This is a genomic window from Streptomyces sp. NBC_00287 (assembly GCF_036173105.1).
Classification (GTDB): Bacteria; Actinomycetota; Actinomycetes; order Streptomycetales; family Streptomycetaceae; genus Streptomyces.
Map to the genome: position 1 here is coordinate 5245579 of NZ_CP108053.1, position 20282 is coordinate 5265860.

At 70.9% G+C, this 20282-nt stretch carries 8 protein-coding genes; 7 read left to right on the forward strand and 1 reads right to left on the reverse strand.

All coding sequences use genetic code 11. The features are described from left to right. Positions 1-43 precede the first annotated feature (43 nt). Genes OHT76_RS23980 through OHT76_RS24005 form a run of 6 tightly spaced genes read left to right on the forward strand, consistent with a single transcriptional unit; the run spans position 44 to position 18281 of the window. Positions 44-331, forward strand: a complete 288-nt coding sequence (locus OHT76_RS23980; RefSeq protein ID WP_328872917.1) for a hypothetical protein — start codon at positions 44-46, stop codon at positions 329-331. Then, positions 328-5787 (forward strand): type I polyketide synthase, encoded by a 5460-nt coding sequence (locus tag OHT76_RS23985; protein ID WP_328872918.1) that lies wholly within the window; start codon positions 328-330, stop codon positions 5785-5787. Before OHT76_RS23980 ends, OHT76_RS23985 begins: the two co-directional genes overlap by 4 nt. Continuing rightward, positions 5784-9152, forward strand: coding sequence for a non-ribosomal peptide synthetase (locus OHT76_RS23990; RefSeq protein ID WP_328872919.1), 3369 nt, complete (start codon positions 5784-5786; stop codon positions 9150-9152). Before OHT76_RS23985 ends, OHT76_RS23990 begins: the two co-directional genes overlap by 4 nt. Next, positions 9145-13287 (forward strand): SDR family oxidoreductase, encoded by a 4143-nt coding sequence (locus OHT76_RS23995; protein ID WP_328872920.1) that lies wholly within the window; start codon positions 9145-9147, stop codon positions 13285-13287. The genes OHT76_RS23990 and OHT76_RS23995 overlap by 8 nt, the downstream gene beginning before the upstream one ends. A 22-nt stretch (positions 13288-13309) precedes the next feature. After that, entirely contained in the window at positions 13310-16540 is a 3231-nt protein-coding gene (locus tag OHT76_RS24000; RefSeq protein ID WP_328872921.1) for an aminotransferase class III-fold pyridoxal phosphate-dependent enzyme, read from the forward strand. A gap of 28 nt (positions 16541-16568) precedes the next feature. Next, positions 16569-18281 (forward strand): carbamoyltransferase N-terminal domain-containing protein, encoded by a 1713-nt coding sequence (locus tag OHT76_RS24005; protein ID WP_328872922.1) that lies wholly within the window; start codon positions 16569-16571, stop codon positions 18279-18281. Between the two features lie 118 nt (positions 18282-18399). Here OHT76_RS24005 and OHT76_RS24010 read toward each other — a convergent pair whose 3' ends face one another. Further along, a complete protein-coding gene (locus OHT76_RS24010; RefSeq protein WP_328872923.1) occupies positions 18400-18678 on the reverse strand; it encodes a hypothetical protein in 279 nt (92 codons plus the stop codon). Here OHT76_RS24010 and OHT76_RS24015 point away from each other — a divergent pair. Continuing rightward, entirely contained in the window at positions 18664-20277 is a 1614-nt protein-coding gene (locus tag OHT76_RS24015; protein ID WP_328872924.1) for a flavin-containing monooxygenase, read from the forward strand. The genes OHT76_RS24010 and OHT76_RS24015 overlap by 15 nt on opposite strands. Positions 20278-20282: the final 5 nt, after the last annotated feature.

Genomic DNA, 20282 nt, shown 5'->3' on the forward strand with positions numbered 1-20282 from the left:
GATCGCGGGGACCGGGGCAAACGTGAACGGAAGTGAGATACGCATGAACAGGCGGGAGACGGTCAAGGCCGTGCTGCTGGAGATCGTGAACGAGGTGGCCGAGCCAGTCGAGAACCGGGTCGAGGAGCTGGACGAGGACCACCTGCTCGTCGACCAGCTCGGTCTGACGTCACTGCACCTCGCCCGGCTGGTCGCCGTCCTGGAACTGGAGCTGGACACCGACCCGTTCTCCGACGAGGTGCCCATCACCAGCGTGCGCACGGTCGGTGATCTGCTGGAGGCGTACGACCCGGTCGTGCTGCCCCGGCTCGGGGCCGGCGAGCTGTCATGACCCAACAGGAGCTGGGCGGCGGCCCGATCGCCATCGTCGGCATCGCCGCACGCTTTCCCGGAGCCTCGGACGTGGACGAGTTCTGGGACGCGATCCTCGCCGGACGTGAGGCGATCCGCGACCTCGACGACGAGGAACTGCTGCGCGACGGTGTGGACCCCAAGTGGCTGGGGGACCCCGACTACGTCAAGGCGACCGCCTCGATCGACGGCGTCGACCGCTTCGACGCGGCCTTCTTCGACATCTCGGGCCGCGAGGCCGCCGCCATGGACCCGCAGCACCGCATCTTCCTGGAGACGTGCTGGCACGCCCTCGAGAACGCGGGCCTCGGCACATCGGCCGGCACCGGCGCTTCGGTCGGTGTCTTCGCCGGCAGCGGCGGGGTCCTCACCAGCTATCTCCCCGAGGTGCTGGACAACGCCGGGCCGCTGGCCGACCCGACGGCCTCGCTCGAACAGCTCGGCTCCGACAAGGACTTTCTCGCCACCCGGGTGTCGTACAAGCTCAATCTGACCGGACCCAGTCTGACGGTGCAGACGGCCTGCTCCACCTCGCTGGTCGCGGTGCACCTCGCGTGCCAGAGCCTGCTGCGCGGCGAGTGCGAGGCGGCGCTGGCCGGCGGCGTGAACATCCGGCTCCCCGCCGCCGCCGGATACTGGCATCGCCGGGGCGGCATCCTGTCACCGGACGGCCGCTGCCGTCCGTTCGACGCCGACGCGCAGGGGACGATCTTCGGCAGCGGTGTGGGGGCCGTCGTACTCAAGCCGCTCGCCGCCGCGCTGCGCGACGGCGACACCGTCTACGCCACGATCCTCGGTACCGCGATCAACAACGACGGCGGCGGCAAGGCGAGTTACGGTGCCGCCAGCCTGCCGGGCCAGCTGGGCGCCATGCGTCAGGCGCTCGCCGTCTCCGGCGTCGACCCCGCCACGATCGGCTACCTCGAGGCACACGGCACCGGCGTGCCGCTGGGCGACCCCACCGAGATCGGGGCCCTGAAGAAGGTCTTCGGCCACGACGGGCCCTGCGCCATCGGCTCGGTGAAGGCGCTGATCGGGCACATGGAGGCCGCGTCCGGCATCGCCGGCCTGATCAAGGCCGCCCTTGCGCTGCACCACGGGGTCATCCCGCCGAGCCCGTACTTCACGGCGCCGAACCCCCGGCTGCGCCTCGACGCGTCAGGCCTCTTCGTCAACCCGGACCCGCTGCCCCTGCCCGGATCCCCACGCCGCGCCGCGGTCAACTCCCTGGGGATCGGCGGCACCAACGCGTTCGCCGTGCTCGAGCAGGCGCCGCAGCGCGTACCGGCGGCCGGGCGTCCCGGACCCGAACTCGTCACGATCACCGCGAAGTCGGCGGACGCGCTGCGCACCCTGGCAGGCACCTGGGCGAGCCGGCTGCGCGAGCCCGGCGCCGCCCTGACGGACCTGGCACACACCAGCCACGTCGGGCGCAGGCCGCTGCGGCACCGGCTCAGCGTGCTCGCCGACTCCGGGGAAGCGGCGGCCGAGCGGATCGAGTCCTGGCTGCACAAGGGGACCGGGCAGGTCGACGCGGGCGAATCCGCGCGAGCCAGGCCGCGGGTCGGGTTCCAGTTCCCCGGGCAGAGCTCCGAGTACCCCGGGATGGCCGTGGAGCTCTACCGGGAGCACCCGGTGTTCCGCGCGGCACTGGACCGGCACGCGGCGCTCTTCCGTCGTCTCACCGGCGTCGATCCGCTCGACGTGTTCACCGACCCGGCGGCACAGACGCGGGCCGAGCTGCTCCAGCCCGCGGTCTTCCTGCTGCAGGTCGCGCTCGCGGAGTTCTGGACGTCGTGCGGGGTGCGGCCGGACGCGGTGGTCGGGCACAGCCTGGGCGAGTACGCGGCCGCCTGCGTGGGCGGGGTGTTCACCGTCGAGGAAGGGCTCGAGCTGGTCTGCGAGCGTGGCCGCGCCTTCGCGGCCGTGCCCGGTGGCGGCCGGATGCTCGCCGTGGGCTGCACCGACCTCGCCGAACTGGAGCGCCTGGTCGCGGCCCAGGGCGGCACCGCGTCGGTCGCCGCGTACAACGCGCCGGAGCGGGTGACCGTGTCCGGCTCGGACGCCGAAGTGAGCGCGCTCAGCAGCGCGTTCGAGCAGCGGGGCTGGCAGACGATCGCGCTCGAGACGACCCACGCCTTCCACTCGCCCCTCGTCGCCCCGGCCGTTCCGGCCCTGGTCGCCGCGGCGGGCCGGATCACCCACCGGCCGCACACCGTGCCGATGATCCTGAACCTCACGGGGAAACCGGCGGCCGCCGAGGAGCTCGGCGCACCGTACTGGGGACGCCAGCTGACCTCGCCGGTCAGGTTCGCCGCCGGTGTGGGCGAGCTGCTGGCCGCGGGATTCAACACCTTCGTCGAGGTGGGACCCGGCCGGACGCTCACCACCGCGGGCCGCGCCCAGTCCGGCGACGACACCGTGTGGCTGCCCGGCCTGTCCGCCAGGAACCCGGACCGGGCCACGGTTCTCGCGCACCTGGCCCGGCTGGAGCGGGCCGGAGTACCCATCGACTGGGCGGCCTACTACGCGCCGTTCCGTGCGGGCAAGGCGCCCGCACCCCTGTATCCCTTCGCCCGGACCCGGCACTGGATCGCACCGGCGCCGACCCGTGCCGACGCCGCATCGTCCCCGCAACCGGCCGGTGACCTGCCCGAACTGAGCCGCCTCGCGCTGCCGCAGTCCGCGCAGCGGCGCTATGAGACCACGGTGGCCGAGCAGGCCCCTCGGGTGCTTGCCGATCACGAGATCTCCGGCCGCCTCGTCGTGCCCGGGGCGTACCACACGGCATGCCTGGTGGAGGCGGTGGCCGCCGAGTCCGCGACCGTCGTCGAGGACCTGGTCTTCCCGCGCGCCCTGGAAGCCGCAGCGGACGAACGCCGGATCCAGCTGGTGCTCACCCCGGCCGGGGACGGCAGATTCGTCGCCCAGTCGCTCAGCCTGGCGCCTGCGGGCGACCCCCTCACCGATGAGTCCTGGTACGTCCACGCGGAGGGCCGCATACGCCAGGCCGACGACGCCGACACGCGACCGCGTCCGTGGGCGGACCCGTCGGGCTACCGGGCCGGCCTTCCGGTCCCGGCGGCCGAGCTCTACCCGCTGTTCGAGTCGACCGGCTTCCGGTTCGGCCCGGCCTTCCAGTGGATCAAGGAGCTGCGTCTGGTCGGCGACGACAGCACGGGCGATCTCGGCTTCCCGGCCGCCTCGCCGCGCGAGCGGACGATGGCGCTGCTCGACTCCTGCGTCCAGCTGGCGATCGCGGCACGGATCGTCCGCAAGACCCCCGAGGACGGTGTGCTGCTGCCGTTCAGGATCGAGCGGGCCGTCTTCCACCCCGCGCCGAACGCGGCGGAATCCGGTGTCGCGCTCATCCGGCACCGGGTGGCCGAGGCCTCGCGGGCCGTGGCCGACGTCTCGCTGACCGACCACGAGGGCAACCCGCTGCTGGAGCTCTACGGCCTGGAGCTGAGGGCGGTGTCCTTCCGCTCGTCCTCACGCGGCGCCTCGACCCGACCGGATGCCGAAGCGCAGATCTACGCCGAGCAATGGCAGCCGAGTGAGACGGCCGACGGCGCGTCGTCCGTAGCCGGACAGTGGATCGTGTTCGCCGACGGCCAGGGGCACTGGCGGAAGGCGGTCACTGCACTGGAGGCGAGCGGCAGCCGGTGCGTGATCGTCGAGGTGGGCGAGACCTTCGTACGCCACGATGATCGTCGCTACGCGCTGGATCCCGCCGACGCGGACAGCCTGGTGCGGCTCCTGCGCGACACCGGGCCCGCGAGCATCCTGCACTGCCTGGGACTGGACGGGCTCGGCCCGGCCGGCCAGGAGACGCGCGCCGCCTGCGGAAGCCTGCCCGCCCTCGTGCGGGCCGCTGAGCGCACGGACTGGACACCGGGCGCTGTAGTCCTGCTCACCCGCGGGGCGGTGGCCGTGCACGACTCCGCCGAGGCCTGCGATCCGTACGGCTCGATGCTGTGGGGGCTCGGCCGCAGCGCGATGCTGGAAGCGCCTCAGCTGAACGTACGGCTGCTCGACGCGGACCCGCGGGACCTCTCCCGTGCGCTGCGCATGCTTCCCGAGGTGCTTGCCCCGGCCGGTGCGCCGACGGAGGCCGCGATCCGGGACGGCCGCGTCCATCAGCCCACGCTGCGCCGCGTATCGGCACCGGCGGCACGTCCGGGCCGGCTCGCCGCGGACGGCTGCTATCTGATCACCGGCGGGACCGGGGCGCTCGGTCTGCGCACCGCGGCGTGGCTGGCCCGCAGCGGGGTGCGCCATGTCGTGCTCGCCTCGCGCCGCGCACCCGAGGCGCGGATCGCGGAACAGGTCCGCGAGCTGGAGCAGTCGGGACTTCGGGTCACCCTGGCCGGCCTGGACGTGACCGACGAGGCCGCGGTCAACCGGCTGGTGGAGCGCGCGCAACAGGAGTGGGGCGGCCTGAGGGGTGTCGTCCACGCGGCGGGCTCGCTCGATGACGCGGTGCTGCCGCAGCTGAGCTGGGACCGCTTCCAGGCGGTGCTCGACCCGAAGGTGACCGGCGGCCTGAACCTGCACCGCGCCACCCTGGGCATCGACCTCGAGCACTTCATCCTCTTCTCCTCCACGGCCGCTCTGCTCGGTGCGCCCGGGCAGGCCCATTACGCGGCGGCCAACGCGTTCCTCGACGGGCTCGCGCACTACCGGCGGGGACTGGGACTGCCTGCCCTCAGCGTCAACTGGGGACCGTGGGAGGCGGGCATGGTGGCGCGGCTGAGCCGGCGCCTGCAGGACCGCATCCTGGACGGCGGGTTCACCCCGCTGGAGTCCGATCCGGCCTTCGCCGCACTCGACCGGCTCCTGGCCGGGCCCGGCGGCCAGTACGGCGTCTTCTCCGTGGACTGGGGCCGCTACCTGACCCGGTTCCCCGGCGGAAGGGCCGTCGCGGCAGACCAGGAGCCGGGGACAGCGCCCGGGGACGGCGCGGAGTCGGTCAGACGACTGCGCCGGGACTGGCTCGGCGCCACGCCCGAACGCCGCCGCGAGCTGGTCCTGGAGTACCTGCGCATCATGCTGGCCACGCGGCTCGGCATGCCCGAGGCCGCGGTCGACGAGGACCTCTCCCTCCAGGAGGCCGGGCTCGATTCGCTGGTGGCCGTCGAGGTCCGTGGCCAGATCTTCCGCGACCTGGACATCGACCTGCCGCTCACGGGCCTCCTCGAAGGCAAGGCCCTACGGCTCCTCGTCGACGAGTTGGCCGACCGATTGGAGACGGCAGCGCCGTCCGCGCCGGCCGTCACCGACGCGATGCCGCCCCGCCCGGCCGACCCGGAGCCCTTCTCCCCCCAAGAGGCGGAACGGCTCCTCGCCTCACTTGACTCGCTCACTGAGGACCAGATTCAGGCGCTGCTGCCCTGGCTGGCCGATCAGGACGCCGCCGGATCCACCGAGGAGTGAATCCCATTACTGACTACGACATCCGGAAGAGACTCGAGGCGGCCCTGCGGTCGCGGGCCCGTCAGGCGCGTACCGACCACCCGCTCTCGTACGCCCAGCGCTCGCTGCTGATGCTGCACCGGCTGAACCCGGGCAGCGCGTCCTACAACGTCGCCTTCACCGCGCGGTTCACCGGCGGGTTCGACTCCGGGACGCTCTCCCGCGCCCTCCAGTCGCTCGTCGGACGGCACGAGGCCCTGCGCACCACGTTCCCCCGCCAGGGCACGGACAGCCAGACGGTGCACGGGTGGCTCGAGCCCGACTTCGCCGAAGTGGACGCCCGCCAGTGGAGCCAGGAGCAGGTCGAGGAGGCGGTGCGCAGTGCCTACCGCGAGCCGTTCGACCTCGTCAACGGGCCGCCGATGCGGGTACGGGCGTACCGGGTGGCGCAGGGAGAGTCCGTCGTTCTGGTGGCAGCCCATCACGTGGTGTGCGATTTCTGGTCGCTCGGCGTCATCGTGGCGGAGCTCGAGGAGCTCTACCGCGCGGAGGCCGAACGGCGCCCTTCGCAGCTGCCCGGACGCAATGTCCCGTACCACGAATTCGTCACGTATCAGGGCGAGTTGATCGACGGTGAGCGAGGCGGACGGGCGCGCTCCTACTGGCATGCCCAGCTGTCCGGTCGGCTGGAGATGGCCGAGTGGCCGCAATTCGACCTCGATCCGGCGGACGTCGACGAGGGCGGGGCGATCGTCTTCCCCTTCCCCGCCGAGCTCGCCGACGGTGTGATCGCGCTGGCCACGGAGGAGAGGGTCACGCCCTACACCGTGATGCTGACGGCTTTCCAGACCCTGGTCAGCCGCTACACCGGACAGCGGGACGTCCTGGTGGGGACTCCGGTCGCCGGGCGGACCGACCCGACGATGGCGGAGTGCGTCGGAAACTTCGTCAATCCTGTCGTGCTGCGCGCCGATCTGAGCGGCGCGGTGCCGTTCCGGGAGCAGCTCGGCCGCACGCGCCGTACGGTCGCCGAGGCGCTGGAGCACCAGGACTATCCGTTCGAGCTGCTCGTCAGCGAGCTGGCACCGCCCCGGGTGGACGACCGCAACCCGGTCTTCCAGACGATGTTCAGCTATCAGAAGCCCAGCAGGTACCCGGCGCTCGCGGGCCTGTACGTGGCCGACGAGGGCGCGACCTCGGTCCCCTGGGCCGGGCTGACCGCTCGGCCGTTCCGGCTGGCCCAGCAGGATGACCAGCTCGAGTTCGTGCTGGAGGTCGTGCACGACGGCGACCGGCTCGTCGGGATGCTCAAGTACCGCAAGTCCGTCTTCTCCGCCGCGGCGGCCCGTCGCGCGAGCGAGCACTACCTGTCGCTGCTGCAGGCAGCGACCGCGGACCCCGACCGCAGCGTGGCGGATCTGCCGATGCTGACCGCGGCCGACCACGGCATCAACCGGCAGCACTCCGCTCCGGTGGCCGTCGCGCCGGCCGACAGCCTGGCGGTCCGTTTCCGGGAAGTCGCCGAGCGGCATGGCGCTCGTACGGCGGTGAGCTTCGCCGGAAACCGGCTCACCTATGCCGAACTCGACGAACTCGCGGGGCGTTGGGCGGCCAAGCTGCGTGCCGAGGGGGTGGGGCCCGGCAGTCGCGTCGCGCTGCTGCTCGAACCCTCGCTCGACACGGTCGTCGCCATCGTCGCGGTCCAGCGGGCACAAGCGGCCTACGTGGTCCTCGACCCCTCGTACCCCCCGGCCCGGTGCCAGGCCGTGCTCGAGGACAGCGAAGCGCGCGTGGTGCTCACCCAGCCCTCGCTGGTCGGCATGGTGGACGGTACGGCGGCACGGACTCTGGTCATGCCGGACACCGAGTTGCCCGCGGACGACGGCCCGGGCGAACTGCCGGGCGCCGCGGACGTGGCATACACCGTCTACACCTCCGGCTCCACGGGCACGCCCAAGGGGATCGACGTCGAGCACGGCAATGTGCTGAGTCTGCTGGAGGCCATGCGCGCGTACGTCGCCATGGACGAGACCGGGGTCGGGGCGCTCTTCCACTCGACCGGCTTCGACCTGTCGGTCTGGGAGCTGTGGGGCACCCTGCTGGCCGGGGGACGTCTGGTCGTCGTACCGTCGACCACGTCCCGGTCGCCCGACCTCCTGCACGCGCTGCTCGCGCAGGAACGGGTCACCCACCTGGTCCAGACACCCTCCGCCCTGCACGGCCTGTCGGCCGTGGTGCGGCAGAGCGGGGCCCAGGAACTGGCGCTGCAGCACATCCTCTCGTGCGGTGAGCCGCTGCCCGCGCCGCTCGCCCGGAGGGCCCTGGAGTGGTGCGGGACGCTGTGGAACATGTACGGCCCGGCCGAGACCACGGTCTGGGTCACCGCGCAGGCGGTCCGGCCCGAGGACTGCGCAGGCACCGGAGTGCCGGTCGGGCTTCCCCTGGCGAACACCCAGGTCTACGTACTCGACGAGCACGGCAACCCCGTGCCGCCGGAGTTCACCGGCGAGCTGCACATCGGTGGGCAGTGCGTCGCCCGCGGCTACGTCAACAGGCCGCAGCTGACCAAGGAACGCTTCCTGGACAACTCGTTCGAGCCCGGGGGCAGGCTGTACCGCACCGGCGATCTGGCGCGGGTCAACTCCCAGGGACTGCTGGAGATCCTCGGGCGCGTGGACAACCAGGTCAAGATCAGCGGGTTCCGGGTCGAGCTGGAAGAGGTGGAAGCGCGGCTGGACGAGGTGCCCGGGGTCAGAAGGTCGACCGCGCTGGCCCTCGGCACGGGGGCGGGCGACAGCCGTCTCGTCGCCTGCGTGATGGTGGAGCCGGGCCACCAGGTGACGGAGAGCGGCCTGAAAGCGGAGCTGCGCTCCACGCTGCCGCCCTACATGGTGCCCACGTCGGTGGGGTTCTTCGACTCGTTCCCGCTCAACGCCAGCCAGAAGGTCGACCGCGCCCGACTGGCCCAGCAGTTCGCGAGCGCGATGGCCCGTACCGAGCCCGGCAACGTCGTGGCGCTGAGCGCTCACGAGCGGCGGGTGGCGGCCGTCTGGCGGCAGGTGCTGCACCGCGAAGGCATCGGACGCGACGACAACTTCTTTGATCTGGGCGGCAATTCGATGCTGCTGATGCAGGTCCACCAGCTGCTGGCCGACGAGGCGGCGGACGGTTCGCTGAAGGCGTCCGAACTGTTCCGCTACCCGACCGTGGCGAGCCTTGCCGCCCGCCTCGGCCAGGTCCCCTCCGCGCCTGCCGCGGGCAGCGGCCCCGGCCCCGGCCGGGCTGCGGGCCGGCGGACACAGCTGGCGGACGGCACCGTCCGCGGCGCGCGTCTGCGCGCACGAGAGCGACACCGCCGGAACGCGGAAGGAGAAAAGGATGCCTGACGCTGGTACGGCCGCCCCGGCGCCCCGGCCCAATGACGTGGCCGTGATCGGGATGTGCGGCCGGTTCCCCGGTGCACCCGATCTGGCGAGCTTCTGGAGTCGGCTGCGCGCCGGAGACGATCTGCTGACCTCGTTCACCGACGCCGAACTCGCCGCGGCCGGGGTGCCGGAGCAACTGCTCGGCGATCCCCGCTATGTCAGGCGGGCCGCTGCCCTGCCGGACGCGTTCAGTTTTGATCACGAGTTCTTCGGAGTCACCCGACGTGAGGCCAAACTGCTCGATCCCCAGCAGCGGATCCTGCTCGAGGTCGCCTGGGAACTGCTGGAGACCATCGGCTACTCCGCAGGGGCGGACGACGAGTCCGTCGGCGTCTTCGCCGGCGCGTCGGTCAACACGTACCTGACCAATGTCGTGGCGCGTGTCTGCGATCCCCTGACGCATGAGGGCACCGAGCTCATGCTCGCCAACGACAAGGACTATCTGACCACCAGGATCTCGTACAAGCTGGGCCTCAAGGGGCCGAGCGTCAATGTGCAGACCGCCTGCTCGACGTCGTTGGTCGCGGTGCACATGGCCGTGCAGAGCCTGCTCACCGGTGACTGCGACATCGCCCTGGCCGGCGGCGTCTCGGTGATCGCCAATCCGTACCCGGGCTATGTCTTCAGCGAAGGGATGATGTTCTCCCCGGACGGCCGGTGCCGCCCGTTCGACGCCGCCGCCGCGGGCACGACCTTCGGTGACGGGGTGGGCCTGGTCGCCCTGAAGCGCCTGGCCGAGGCGATCGAGGACGGCGACCGGATCCTCGCCGTGGTGAAGGGCTCGGCGATCAACAACGACGGCTCCGCCAAGGTCGGTTACTCGGCGCCGAGCATCGACGGACAGCGGGCCGTGATCACCGAGGCGCAGGCGGTCGCCGAAGTGGACAGCGACACCATCTCGTACGTCGAGGCCCACGGAACCGCGACGGCCCTGGGCGACCCCATCGAATTCGCCGCGCTGAGCGAGGCGTTCGCCGAAAGCGGCAGCGGCCGGGTCGGCCACTGCGCGCTCGGCTCGGTCAAGGCGAATGTCGGGCACCTCGCCGCCGCGGCGGGAATCACGGGCTTCATCAAGACGGTGCTGGCGTTGCAGCATCGGGAGATCCCGGGCCATCCGACCTTCACGAGGCCGAACCCCGGTATCGACCTGGCCGACAGCCCCTTCTACATCAACACCCTGGCTACGGCCTGGCCGTCGGGCGACACTCCCCGGCGAGCAGGCGTCAGCTCGTTCGGCATCGGTGGCACCAACGCCCATGTCGTCCTTGAAGAGGCGCCCGCCCTGGCCTCCCGGCCAACGCCGGCCGGAGGAACGCAGTTGCTCGCGCTCAGCGCCAGGACGGACCGGGCGCTGCGGGAGCTGGCCGGACGGCTGGCCGACACGCTGGAGCAGGCGGACGCGCCGGACCTCGCCGACGTGGCTCATACGTTGCGGGCCGGCCGGCGCGGCTTCGGGCACCGCTACGCCGTCGTCGCACCCGACCGTGCCACGGCCGCGGCCCAACTGCGCGCGCTCGCCGACGGAAGAGCCGCGGCCCGGCCGGCGGTGCACGGCGCCCCGGCCGTCTCCTTCCTGTTCGGCGAGGTCACGGCCGCCGACTTCCAGGCCCTGGCCGGGGAGTTGGCCGCCGTCGCCGAAAGAGCTCAGCGGTCCATCGACAGCGCCGACATCTGCGCCGAGGACCCGCTGGCGGGCCGGTTGACCGCAAGTCAGGTGCTCGCGAGCCTGTGGACGGAGTCCGGCGTACGGCCCGAGGCGGTCGCGGGAGCGGGGACCGGCGAGGTCCTCGCGGCCTGCTTCGGCGGGGTCCTCACCCCGGCCGACACGCTGGCGCTGCTGAACTGGCGGGCCGGACTGCTCGACACCGCGCCCACGATCACGCCGCGGCCCGCGCGGATTCCCCTCCTGTCGGCCGTCGTCGGCGGCGAGTTGCCGCAGTCGCGGCTGCTCGACCCGTCGCACTGGAGCCGGGACGTGTGGGAGGGACACCGGCTGGCCGAGGCCTTCGCGGGCCGGACGGGGGACGGTGCGACGGTGCTCGCCATCGGAGACCTGCCCGACGGGCTGCCGGGCGAGCTCGGACCCGACACCGAGCCGGCGCTGCCGCCGGTTGCCCGGTTGCTCTCCGACGCGGCACGTCTGTGGACCGCGGGCGTGCCGGTGGACTGGTCGGCCTGGTCCGGCGGGGAACACCGCCGCGTGCCGCTGCCGGTGCAGCCGCTGAACCGCAACCATCTGCGCCTTGAGCCGCCCTCTGCCTCTGTCTCTGCCTCTGTCTCTGCCGTGGGCCGGGAATCCGCCGCGGGCCGGGAACCTGCTTCGGGCCGGGAACCGGTCCGTGACCGGACCCCGGCCGAGTGGCTCTACACACCGTCCTGGCGGCGGCTCGGTCCCGTGGCCGGCGCGCACGCGGCGAGCACTTCGCCCGGCGGCCCATGGCTGCTGTTCGCGGACTCCGGCGGGACCGGTGACGCGCTCGCCGGTGTGCTGCGGGAACGGAACGCCACCCCGGTACTGGTGCGCCACGGCAGTGCGTTCGCCCGGACCGCGGCCGACTCCTTCACCGTGGACCCCGCGGACCCCGGCGACTACGAGAAGCTGTTCGCCGCGCTCGCCGCGGACGGGCTGACCCCGGAGCGGGTCGTGCACCTGTGGTCCCTGGACATCGCGCCAGGGGGCAACGCGTCCGACGACCTGGACCGTGACTGCGACCTCGGGCTGTTCTCCGTGCTCGACATCGCCGGGCGGCTCGTCCGGGACGGAGGCGGCGCGGGCGCGCACCTCGCGGTGGTCGCCCGCGACGTGCACGCCATCACGGGCGATGAAGCCGTCGCGCCGGCCGCCGCGATGACCGATGCCGCGCTGCACGCTCTGCCGCCGGAATGCGCGGGGCTCCGCACCCGTGGCATCGACATCGGTACGGCCGTCCTGGCGCCGGAAGCGCTTCTCGCGGAGGTCGCCGCCCCGACCGCGGCTCCGGTCGCGTTCCGGCACGGTCACCGCTGGGCGCAGCATGTCGTCCCGGTCGCCGCCGACTCCGGCCTGCCGGAGCCGACCGGCCGACTCCGGCCCGGCGGCGTGTACCTCATCACCGACGGTCTCGGGCAGCTGGGCCTGGCCCTCGCCGGTCACCTGGCCCGCGTCGCCGGAGCCACGCTGATCCTCACCGGCCGGACTCCCCTGCCGTCCCCGGACGCGTTCGACCGATGGATAGCCGAGCACGGGGTTGCCGATCCGGTCAGCCGGAAGATCGAGGCCGTCCGCGCCGTCGAACGGCTCGGTGGCACCGTCATGGCGGCCTCCGTCGACGTCACCGACGCGCGGGCGATGCGGGAGCTGGTCAGCGCCGCACGGCAGCGCTTCGGCCGGATCGACGGCTGGTTCCACTGCGCCGGTGTGCCGCGCCGGCGGGTGGACCACCGTACCGACCGGGCCGCCTGGCGGGAGACCCTCGCCCCGACGGTCCGCGGAGCGCTCGTGCTGGCCGAGGTCTTCGCCGACGCGCCCGCCGAGTTCGGCGTCATGATGTCCTCCCTGGCCCCGGTGCTCGCCGGCAGCGGCTGCGCGGGACACGCGGCCGCCGACCGCTTCCTCGACGCCCAGGCATCGGCTGTGGGCGGCCTGGTCAGCATCGGCTGGGAGGACCGGGCCCGCCCCGGCACCGGACCGGTCGAGCCGAGCGGCGACGTCCTCGAACTCGTCCTGCGCGCCGACCTGCCGTCCCGGCTCGCGGTCTGCACCACCGACCTGGAGCGTCGTATCCAGCGGCAGCGGACCCGCCCGGAGCCGGCGCGGCCCGCCGACCCAGCCCTCCAACTGCCGCTGCGTGGCGACGAACTGAAGAGCGCCCTGGCGAAACTCTGGTCCCAGGCGCTGCGGACCGAGGTCGACCGCTACGACCGGAGCATTTTCGACCTGGGCGGCGACGAAATGCTGGCGGTCAGGCTCGCCCGGCGCATCGCGGAGGAACTCGGCGTACCGCTGACGGCGAGGGAACTCCTTGCGCACCCGACGATCGACCGGCTGGCGGCGCGCCTTGACCCGGAACCGGTTGCCGCACGAGCGGCTGTGTCGGCGCCCCCTCATCACGGCTGACATCAACCACGAGGAGAACACCGTGGAGCCCCTGCTCCAAGAGATCGTCACCATCGTCGGTGACTATTTCGACGTCCCGCCCAGCCAGTTGGACCCCGACGTCCCGCTCCCGGATCTCGGCGCGGACTCGATGGCGCTGCTCGGCATGCTGCGGCTGCTGGAGGACCGGTACGGCTGCAAAATATCGCTCCGTCAGCTCTTCGACGACGTCCAGACCCCGTCCGACCTGGCCGCGTACCTGGCCGCGCATGCCGGGGCCGCCAAGCAGCCGACGGAGCGGACGGCACCGACCCCTTCGTCCGACCCGGTGACGCCGGCGCCGACCGTGGATGTTGCCCCGGTCGCGGCACCGGCACTCGGATGGCCGACGGCCGATGCCTCACCGGCCGTACAGAGCCTGATCAAGGATCAACTCCTGGTCATGCAGCGTCAGTTGGAGCTGCTCGCGGGCGGCGGGGTCACCGTGCCCGGGGGCGGCGCCTCGACGCCCGTACCGCCGTCGGCGCCGGCCAGGTCGGCGGTGCCACTGGGCCCCGGCGCGCGCGGCACCGCGGTCACTCCCACGGAGACGGCGCAGCGGACCCGCTATCTGAAGGCCCTGGCCGACCGGTTCGGTGCCCGGACCAAGGGCTCGAAGGAATCCGCCCAGCGGTTCCGGCCGATCGTGGCCGACAGCCGCTCCAGCATCGGCTTCCGGCCCTCGACCAAGGAGATGGTGTACCCGCTCGTCGCCGAGCGCGGGCAGGGCGCGCGGGTGTGGGACATCGACGGCAATGAGTACGTCGACCTCACCATGGGTTACGGCGTCCACCTCCTCGGGCACAACCCGCCGTCCGTCATGTCGGCCCTGCGCGAGCGGATGGAGCTCGGCTTCGGCCTCGGACCGCGTACCCGGTTGGTCGAGGACGTCGCCGGTGGGCTGCTCGAACTCACCGGCATGGAGCGCGTCGCCTTCCTCAACACCGGCACCGAAGCGGTCATGACGGCGGTGCGCATTGCACGGGCGGCCACCGGCCGCGACAAGATCGTGATCTTCTCCACCGGGTACCACGGCCACTTCGACGGCGCGCTCGCCGTGCCGTCCCATGAGAACGGCGTGTTCGGCACCAGGCCGCTCGCGGCGGGTGTCTCACCGCGTGCGGTGGAGAACGTGTATGTGCTCGAGTTCGGCACGGACGCCGCACTCGACTTCATCAACAAGCACGGCTCCGAGCTCGCGGCGGTCATGACCGAGCCGGTGACGCTGCGCACTCCCGGCGTGCAGAACCCCGACTTCCTGCGCAAGCTGCGGGAGATCACCCGGGCGCACGGCGCGAAGCTCATCTTCGACGAGATGGTCACGGGCTTCCGCTGCCATCCGGCCGGTGTCCAGGGCCTGTACGGCATCGAGGCGGACCTGGTCACCTACGGCAAGGTGATCGGAGGCGGCATGCCGCTCGGCGTGATCGCCGGACGCGGCGGAGTCATGGACGTCATCGACGGCGGCGTCTGGAACTTCGGCGACGACTCCCGCCCGACGGTGGAATCCACCTTCTTCGCCGGTACGTTCAACCAGCATCCGCTCTCCATGGTGGCGGCGAAGGCGGTCCTCGACCACCTCCGCGAGGAGGGACCCGGTCTGCAGCGTGACCTCGACCGGAAGACCGAGACGTTCGTGGACCAGCTGAACGCCGACTTCCGCGAGCTCGAGGTACCGATCGCGGTCCGCCGCTTCTCCTCGCTCTTCCGCTTCGAGCACGACGTGAACATGGACCCGTTCTACGTCAACCTGCTCGACCGCGGCGTGTTCGTCTGGGAGCTGCGCAACTTCTTCCTGTCCACCGCGCACGAGCAGGCCGATCTCGACCACATCCGCGCCGCGGTACGCGAGTCCGTCGCCGAGCTGCGCACCAACGGCATGCTCGACGACCACCGCACCGGCCCGGTCGGCACCCGGCCGGGACCGGCGCCGCTGCGCAGCACCCTCGCGCAGCGGCAGCTGGTCGCCCTCGACGAGGGCGGCGTGCCCGCCTATCAGACGTCTCTCGGGTACTGGCTCGACGGCCCGCTCGACCGCCCCGCGCTGCGCGCCGCCGTGCAGCAACTGGTCGCTCGCCACGAGTCCCTGCGGACCACACTCGCTGCGGACGGTGACACGCTCGTCGTCCATGCCCCGGCACAGACGGCGCCGACCGATCTGCTGACCGAGCACACCTGCGAGAACGAGGACGACCTCGCAGACCTGTTGCGGACCTGGGCCGCCCGACCGCTGGACCTGGTCGACGGGCCGGTATTCCGCGCGCTCGTGGCGCAGGTCGAGCCGAGGCGGCATCTGCTGCAGATAGCCGTGCACCACGCGGCAGTTGACGGCTGGTCCCTCAGCGTCCTGCTCGAGGACCTCGTCGCGCTGTACAACGCCGGCTGCCGGGGGACGAGCCCCCAACTGCCGCCGGCCGCGCAGTTCCGCGACTACCTCGCCTGGCACGAGCGGGTCGCCTCTGGTGCCTCGGCCGCCGACCACCGCGCGTACTGGCGCTCCCTCCTCAAGGAGGCGCCCACGCCGGCCCTGCCGGTATCGGGACAGCCGGAGAGTTTTCCCCACCCCGCGGTACGGCACAGCATCCTCCTCGACCCCGAGTTCTGCGGCCGGATGCGCGAGGCCGCCCGTACCGAGGGCGTCACGGTGTTCGCCTATCTGGTCGCGGCCTGGGGGGCGTTGCTGCACCGGCTCACGGGGCAGGACGATGTCGTCGTACCGGTCGCCTCCGCCCGGCGCCCCCAGGAGCTGGACCAGGTGGTCGGGTACTGCTCGAACCTGCTGCCGCTGCGTCTGCGCCTGCCGGCGGACATCCTGGCCGTGGACTATGTGGCCGAGGTCCTGACGCATCTGGTGACCGGGCTCGAAAGCCAGGACTACCCGTTCGCGGACCTGCTCACGGAGTGCGCCCCGCCCGGAGCGGGCCTGCGCAGCGACCTGTTCAGCACGTCGATCTCGTTCTACCGCCAGGTGGCGGTGCCCCCCATGGACGGCCTCACGGTGTCGGAAGCCGGCCCGTTGCCCATCACGCACACCGGCCACCCCCTGGCGCTGTACGTCATGGACGGCACCGAGGGATTCCGGTGCGACTTCGAGCTCGCGACCGACGTCCTCGACCCCGGTCTCATCGAGCGCATCCCGCAGTACTACCGGAACCTGCTCGGCGCCATGGTCGCCGACGGCGAGCGGCCGCTGGCCGAACTGGACCACGAAGTCCGCACGAACAACCCCCTTTGAGTCCTCGGACATATGGAGACATGAACCCATGATCACGGCTGGCCTGAAGCTCACCCAGAGCGGCGGTATCGCGCTGCTCAACGACGACCGCCTCGAGTTCAACATCGAGATGCAGAAGCTCGCCAACGGTTCTCGCTACAGCAACGTGGACGAACTCGACGACCTGATCACGATCACGTCCAAGTTCGGATACCAGCTCGGAGACATCGACAAGTGGGCGTTGGACGGCTGGGACGGCGCCACGGAAGGGCGGGTCTCGCTGCTCAGCGGCGGTAAACCGACCGAACTCGTCGTGGCCTCCTATCGAGAGACGGCAAAGGTGCCCGACCCGGGGCTGCCCGGGTACAGCGGCAATCTGGTCATCGGCGGCCGGGCCATGGACTACGTGAGTTACGTCCACGTCGCCGGCCACCTCGCATCGGCCTACTGCACGAGCCCGTTCGCCCGGCGCGGCGAGCCGTCGATGGTCCTGGTCTGGGACGGCGGCTGTTTCCCCCGTCTCTACTGCGTCGACGCCGACGGCCGTATAGAGCCGGGTGGCGAGGCGTTTCCGCTCATCGGCCACACGTACTCGATGGCCTCTCAGTACTGGGGGCCGTTCAAGCGCCCGAACAAGTCGACCCATGTCGACGACCTCTCCGTCGCCGGGAAGATGATGGCGTACATCGCTCTCGGCACGCCGCGGGACGACATCAAGAAGGTCTTCCGGGAGAGTTTCCACGAGCACTTCGAAGCGGACTCGCCCCGAGTGCGGGCGTACCGCCAGAAGATCATCGGGTGTGGCAGCACCGGAGAGAACTCGCACGCCTACGTTCATGAGTTCCTTACGGCGGTGCAGAAGCTCACCAGCGGACTCGGCGCGGCCGATGAGGACGTGCTGGCGACGGTCCATGTGTTCCTCGAGGAACTGCTGATCGAAGGTGTCACCTCGAAGATCCGGGCGTGGAAGGGTGCCACCCCGTGGAACCTCTGCTTCGCCGGCGGATGCGCGCTGAACATCAAGTGGAACAGCGCGCTGCGCGCCCACCCGATGATCAAGGCCATGTGGGTTCCCCCGTTCCCCGACGACTCGGGCGTCGCCATCGGTACGGCCTGCCTTGCCGCGGCCGACGGCCAGGGCCTGCGGCCGATCGAATGGGACACCCGGCTCGGGCCCGGTCTCGAGCCGACGCGGGATGTGCCGCAGGGGTGGACCGTGGAACCGTGCGCGCCGGAGGAACTCGCCCGGATTCTGCACACCACGGGCACGGCCGCGGTCGTGCTCAACGGCCGTGCGGAGCTGGGGCCGCGGGCGCTCGGCTCGCGGAGCATCATCGCTCCCGCCACGGATGCGACGATGAAGAAGCTCCTGAACGACGCGAAGGACAGGGAGCACTACCGGCCGGTCGCGCCGATCTGCCTGGAAGAGCACGCTCCCACCGTCTTCGATCCCGGTACCCCCGACCCTTACATGCTTTTCGAGCACTGGGTCCGCCCGGAATGGATCGACCGCGTTCCGGCGATCATGCACCTGGACGGCACCGCTCGGCTGCAGACGGTCAATGAAGGCGATGACCCGAACCTGCACACCATTCTCCGCGAGTACTACCGAATCAGCGGAATTCCGGTCCTGTGCAACACGAGCGCGAACTACAACGGCCGCAGCTTCTTCCCGGACGCCGCATCGGCGATGGAGTGGGGCCGTCTCGACCTGGTGTGGAGCGAAGGCGTCCTCTACCGTAGGGAAGATTTCGCTCGATAGGCCTGGCCGTATTTCTGGGTGCGATCGCCGCCTGATGCCCGCGTCAGGCGGCGGCAGCCATGGTTCCTCTGTCTCGCCGGCGAGACAAATGACGTGCTAGCCTCGCAAATCAAATTGATCATTGGGAATTCATAAAGTGCAGTCCGGGGAAATGCAGTTGGAGGAGAGGACTTTCATGTCCAGGCCCGATGTGTCGATGCTTCTCGCGAAAAACGCCGCAGAGCGGGCCAAGCGACTCCGGCCGGATGGCAACGATCAGTATGTGCAGCTCAGCGGTGAGCACGCGCATATGAACGAGGACCCATTCACTGATCGCATAGAACGCGAACCGCACCGTGACCACGTCACGTTCGCGTTTATCGGCGGGGGTTTCGCCGGCCTGATGACAGGTGCTCACCTGAAGACGGCAGGGGTCACCGATATCAGGATCGTCGAGAGCGGCGGTGACTTCGGCGGAACCTGGTACTGGAACCGGTACCCGGGCGTCCAGTGCGATGTCGCTTCCCTGGTCTACCTGCCGTTGCTGGAGGAGACCGGGTATGTGCCCTCGGAGTGGTACGCACACGGCCCGGAGATATTCGAGCACTGCCAGCGCATCGGCAAGCAGTACGGGCTGTACGAGAACGCGCTCTTCCACACCCGGGTGACCGGCCTGGAGTGGGACGACACCACTCGGCTGTGGACGGTGCGGACCGATCGCGGCGACGAGTTCACCGCGCAGTTCGTGAGCTGGGGGCTCGGCCACCTCTCCGTGCCGAAGCTGCCCGGCATCCCCGGCATCGAGACCTTCGCGGGCCACGCCTTCCACGCCAGCAGGTGGGACTACGCGTACACCGGCGATCCGGACGGCGGACCGCTGGACCAGCTCCGTGACAAGCGCGTGGCGATCATCGGCACGGGTGCCACCGCGGTGCAGTCCGTTCCCCACCTGGCGAGGGCCTGCCAGGAACTGTTCGTCTTTCAGCGCACCCCTTCCGTGGTCGACGTCCGGGACAACCGGCCGATCGACCCTGAGTGGTTCGCCGAGATGGCCACACCGGGCTGGCAGCAGCGCTGGCTGGACAACTACGCGGCCAACATGGCCTCGGCCGAGCAGCCGGCCGAGGATTTGATCAACGACGGCTGGACCGCCCTGGCCAGGATGTGGCGCGAGGCGGAAGGCACGCCGAGCGCGGAATCGGACGGGTCCGAGGAGATCAGCGCCGAGGAGATCAGCGCCGAGGAGATCAGCGCCGAGGTGTACGCCGACCTCGAGAAGATGAAGGTGATCCACGCCCGGGTGGACGACACGGTCCAGGACCCACGGACCGCCGCGCTTCTCAAGCCCTGGTATCACCTGCCCTGCAAGCGCATCACCTTTCACGACGAATACCTGGATGCCTTCAACGTGCCGACGGTTCATCTGGTCGACACGGACGGAAAGGGAGTCGAGCGGATCACCCCGCGAGGTGTCGTGGTCGACGGCACCGAGTACGAGGTGGACTGCATCATCTACGCGTCGGGCTTCGAGGTCGGCAGCGCACCTACCCGGCGTGCCGGATTCGACCCCGTCGGCAAGGGCGGCAGACGGCTGTCGGAGCACTGGTCCGATGGCATGCGCACAATGCACGGAATTCATGTGCACGGATTTCCGAACGCATTCCTCGTTCAGCAATTCACGGGCGGGGTGCGTTTCTCAAACCTGTCGCACAATTTGTCCGAGGCGGCCAAGACCGTTGCGGCCGTCGTGGCGCACGCGGTCGGCGAAGGCGTCGACGTCGTCGAAGTGACCCGGCAGGCGGAGGATGCCTGGATGGACCAGGTGGGCGTCGACCCGGAATGGCGCGACTTCCTGGCCACCGGATGCACGCCCGGCTATCTCAACAACGAAGGAACGGATCTCGGCGCGCATCACCTTTTCGACGAGTTCGAGGGCGCCGACGGACCGGGGTTCTTCCGGCTCCTTCAGCAGTGGCGTACGGCCCAGGATTTCGACGGCCTGAAATTCGACCGTTAATTCGT

Excerpts from the sequence above, each read along its gene's own strand:
- OHT76_RS23980 (WP_328872917.1), top strand. The coding sequence starts at position 44 with ATGAACAGGCGGGAGACGGTCAAGGCCGTGCTGCTGGAGATCGTGAAC.
- OHT76_RS23985 (WP_328872918.1), top strand. The coding sequence starts at position 328 with ATGACCCAACAGGAGCTGGGCGGCGGCCCGATCGCCATCGTCGGCATC.
- OHT76_RS23995 (WP_328872920.1), top strand. The coding sequence starts at position 9,145 with ATGCCTGACGCTGGTACGGCCGCCCCGGCGCCCCGGCCCAATGACGTG.
- OHT76_RS24005 (WP_328872922.1), top strand. The coding sequence starts at position 16,569 with ATGATCACGGCTGGCCTGAAGCTCACCCAGAGCGGCGGTATCGCGCTG.
- OHT76_RS24015 (WP_328872924.1), top strand. The coding sequence starts at position 18,664 with ATGACAGGTGCTCACCTGAAGACGGCAGGGGTCACCGATATCAGGATC.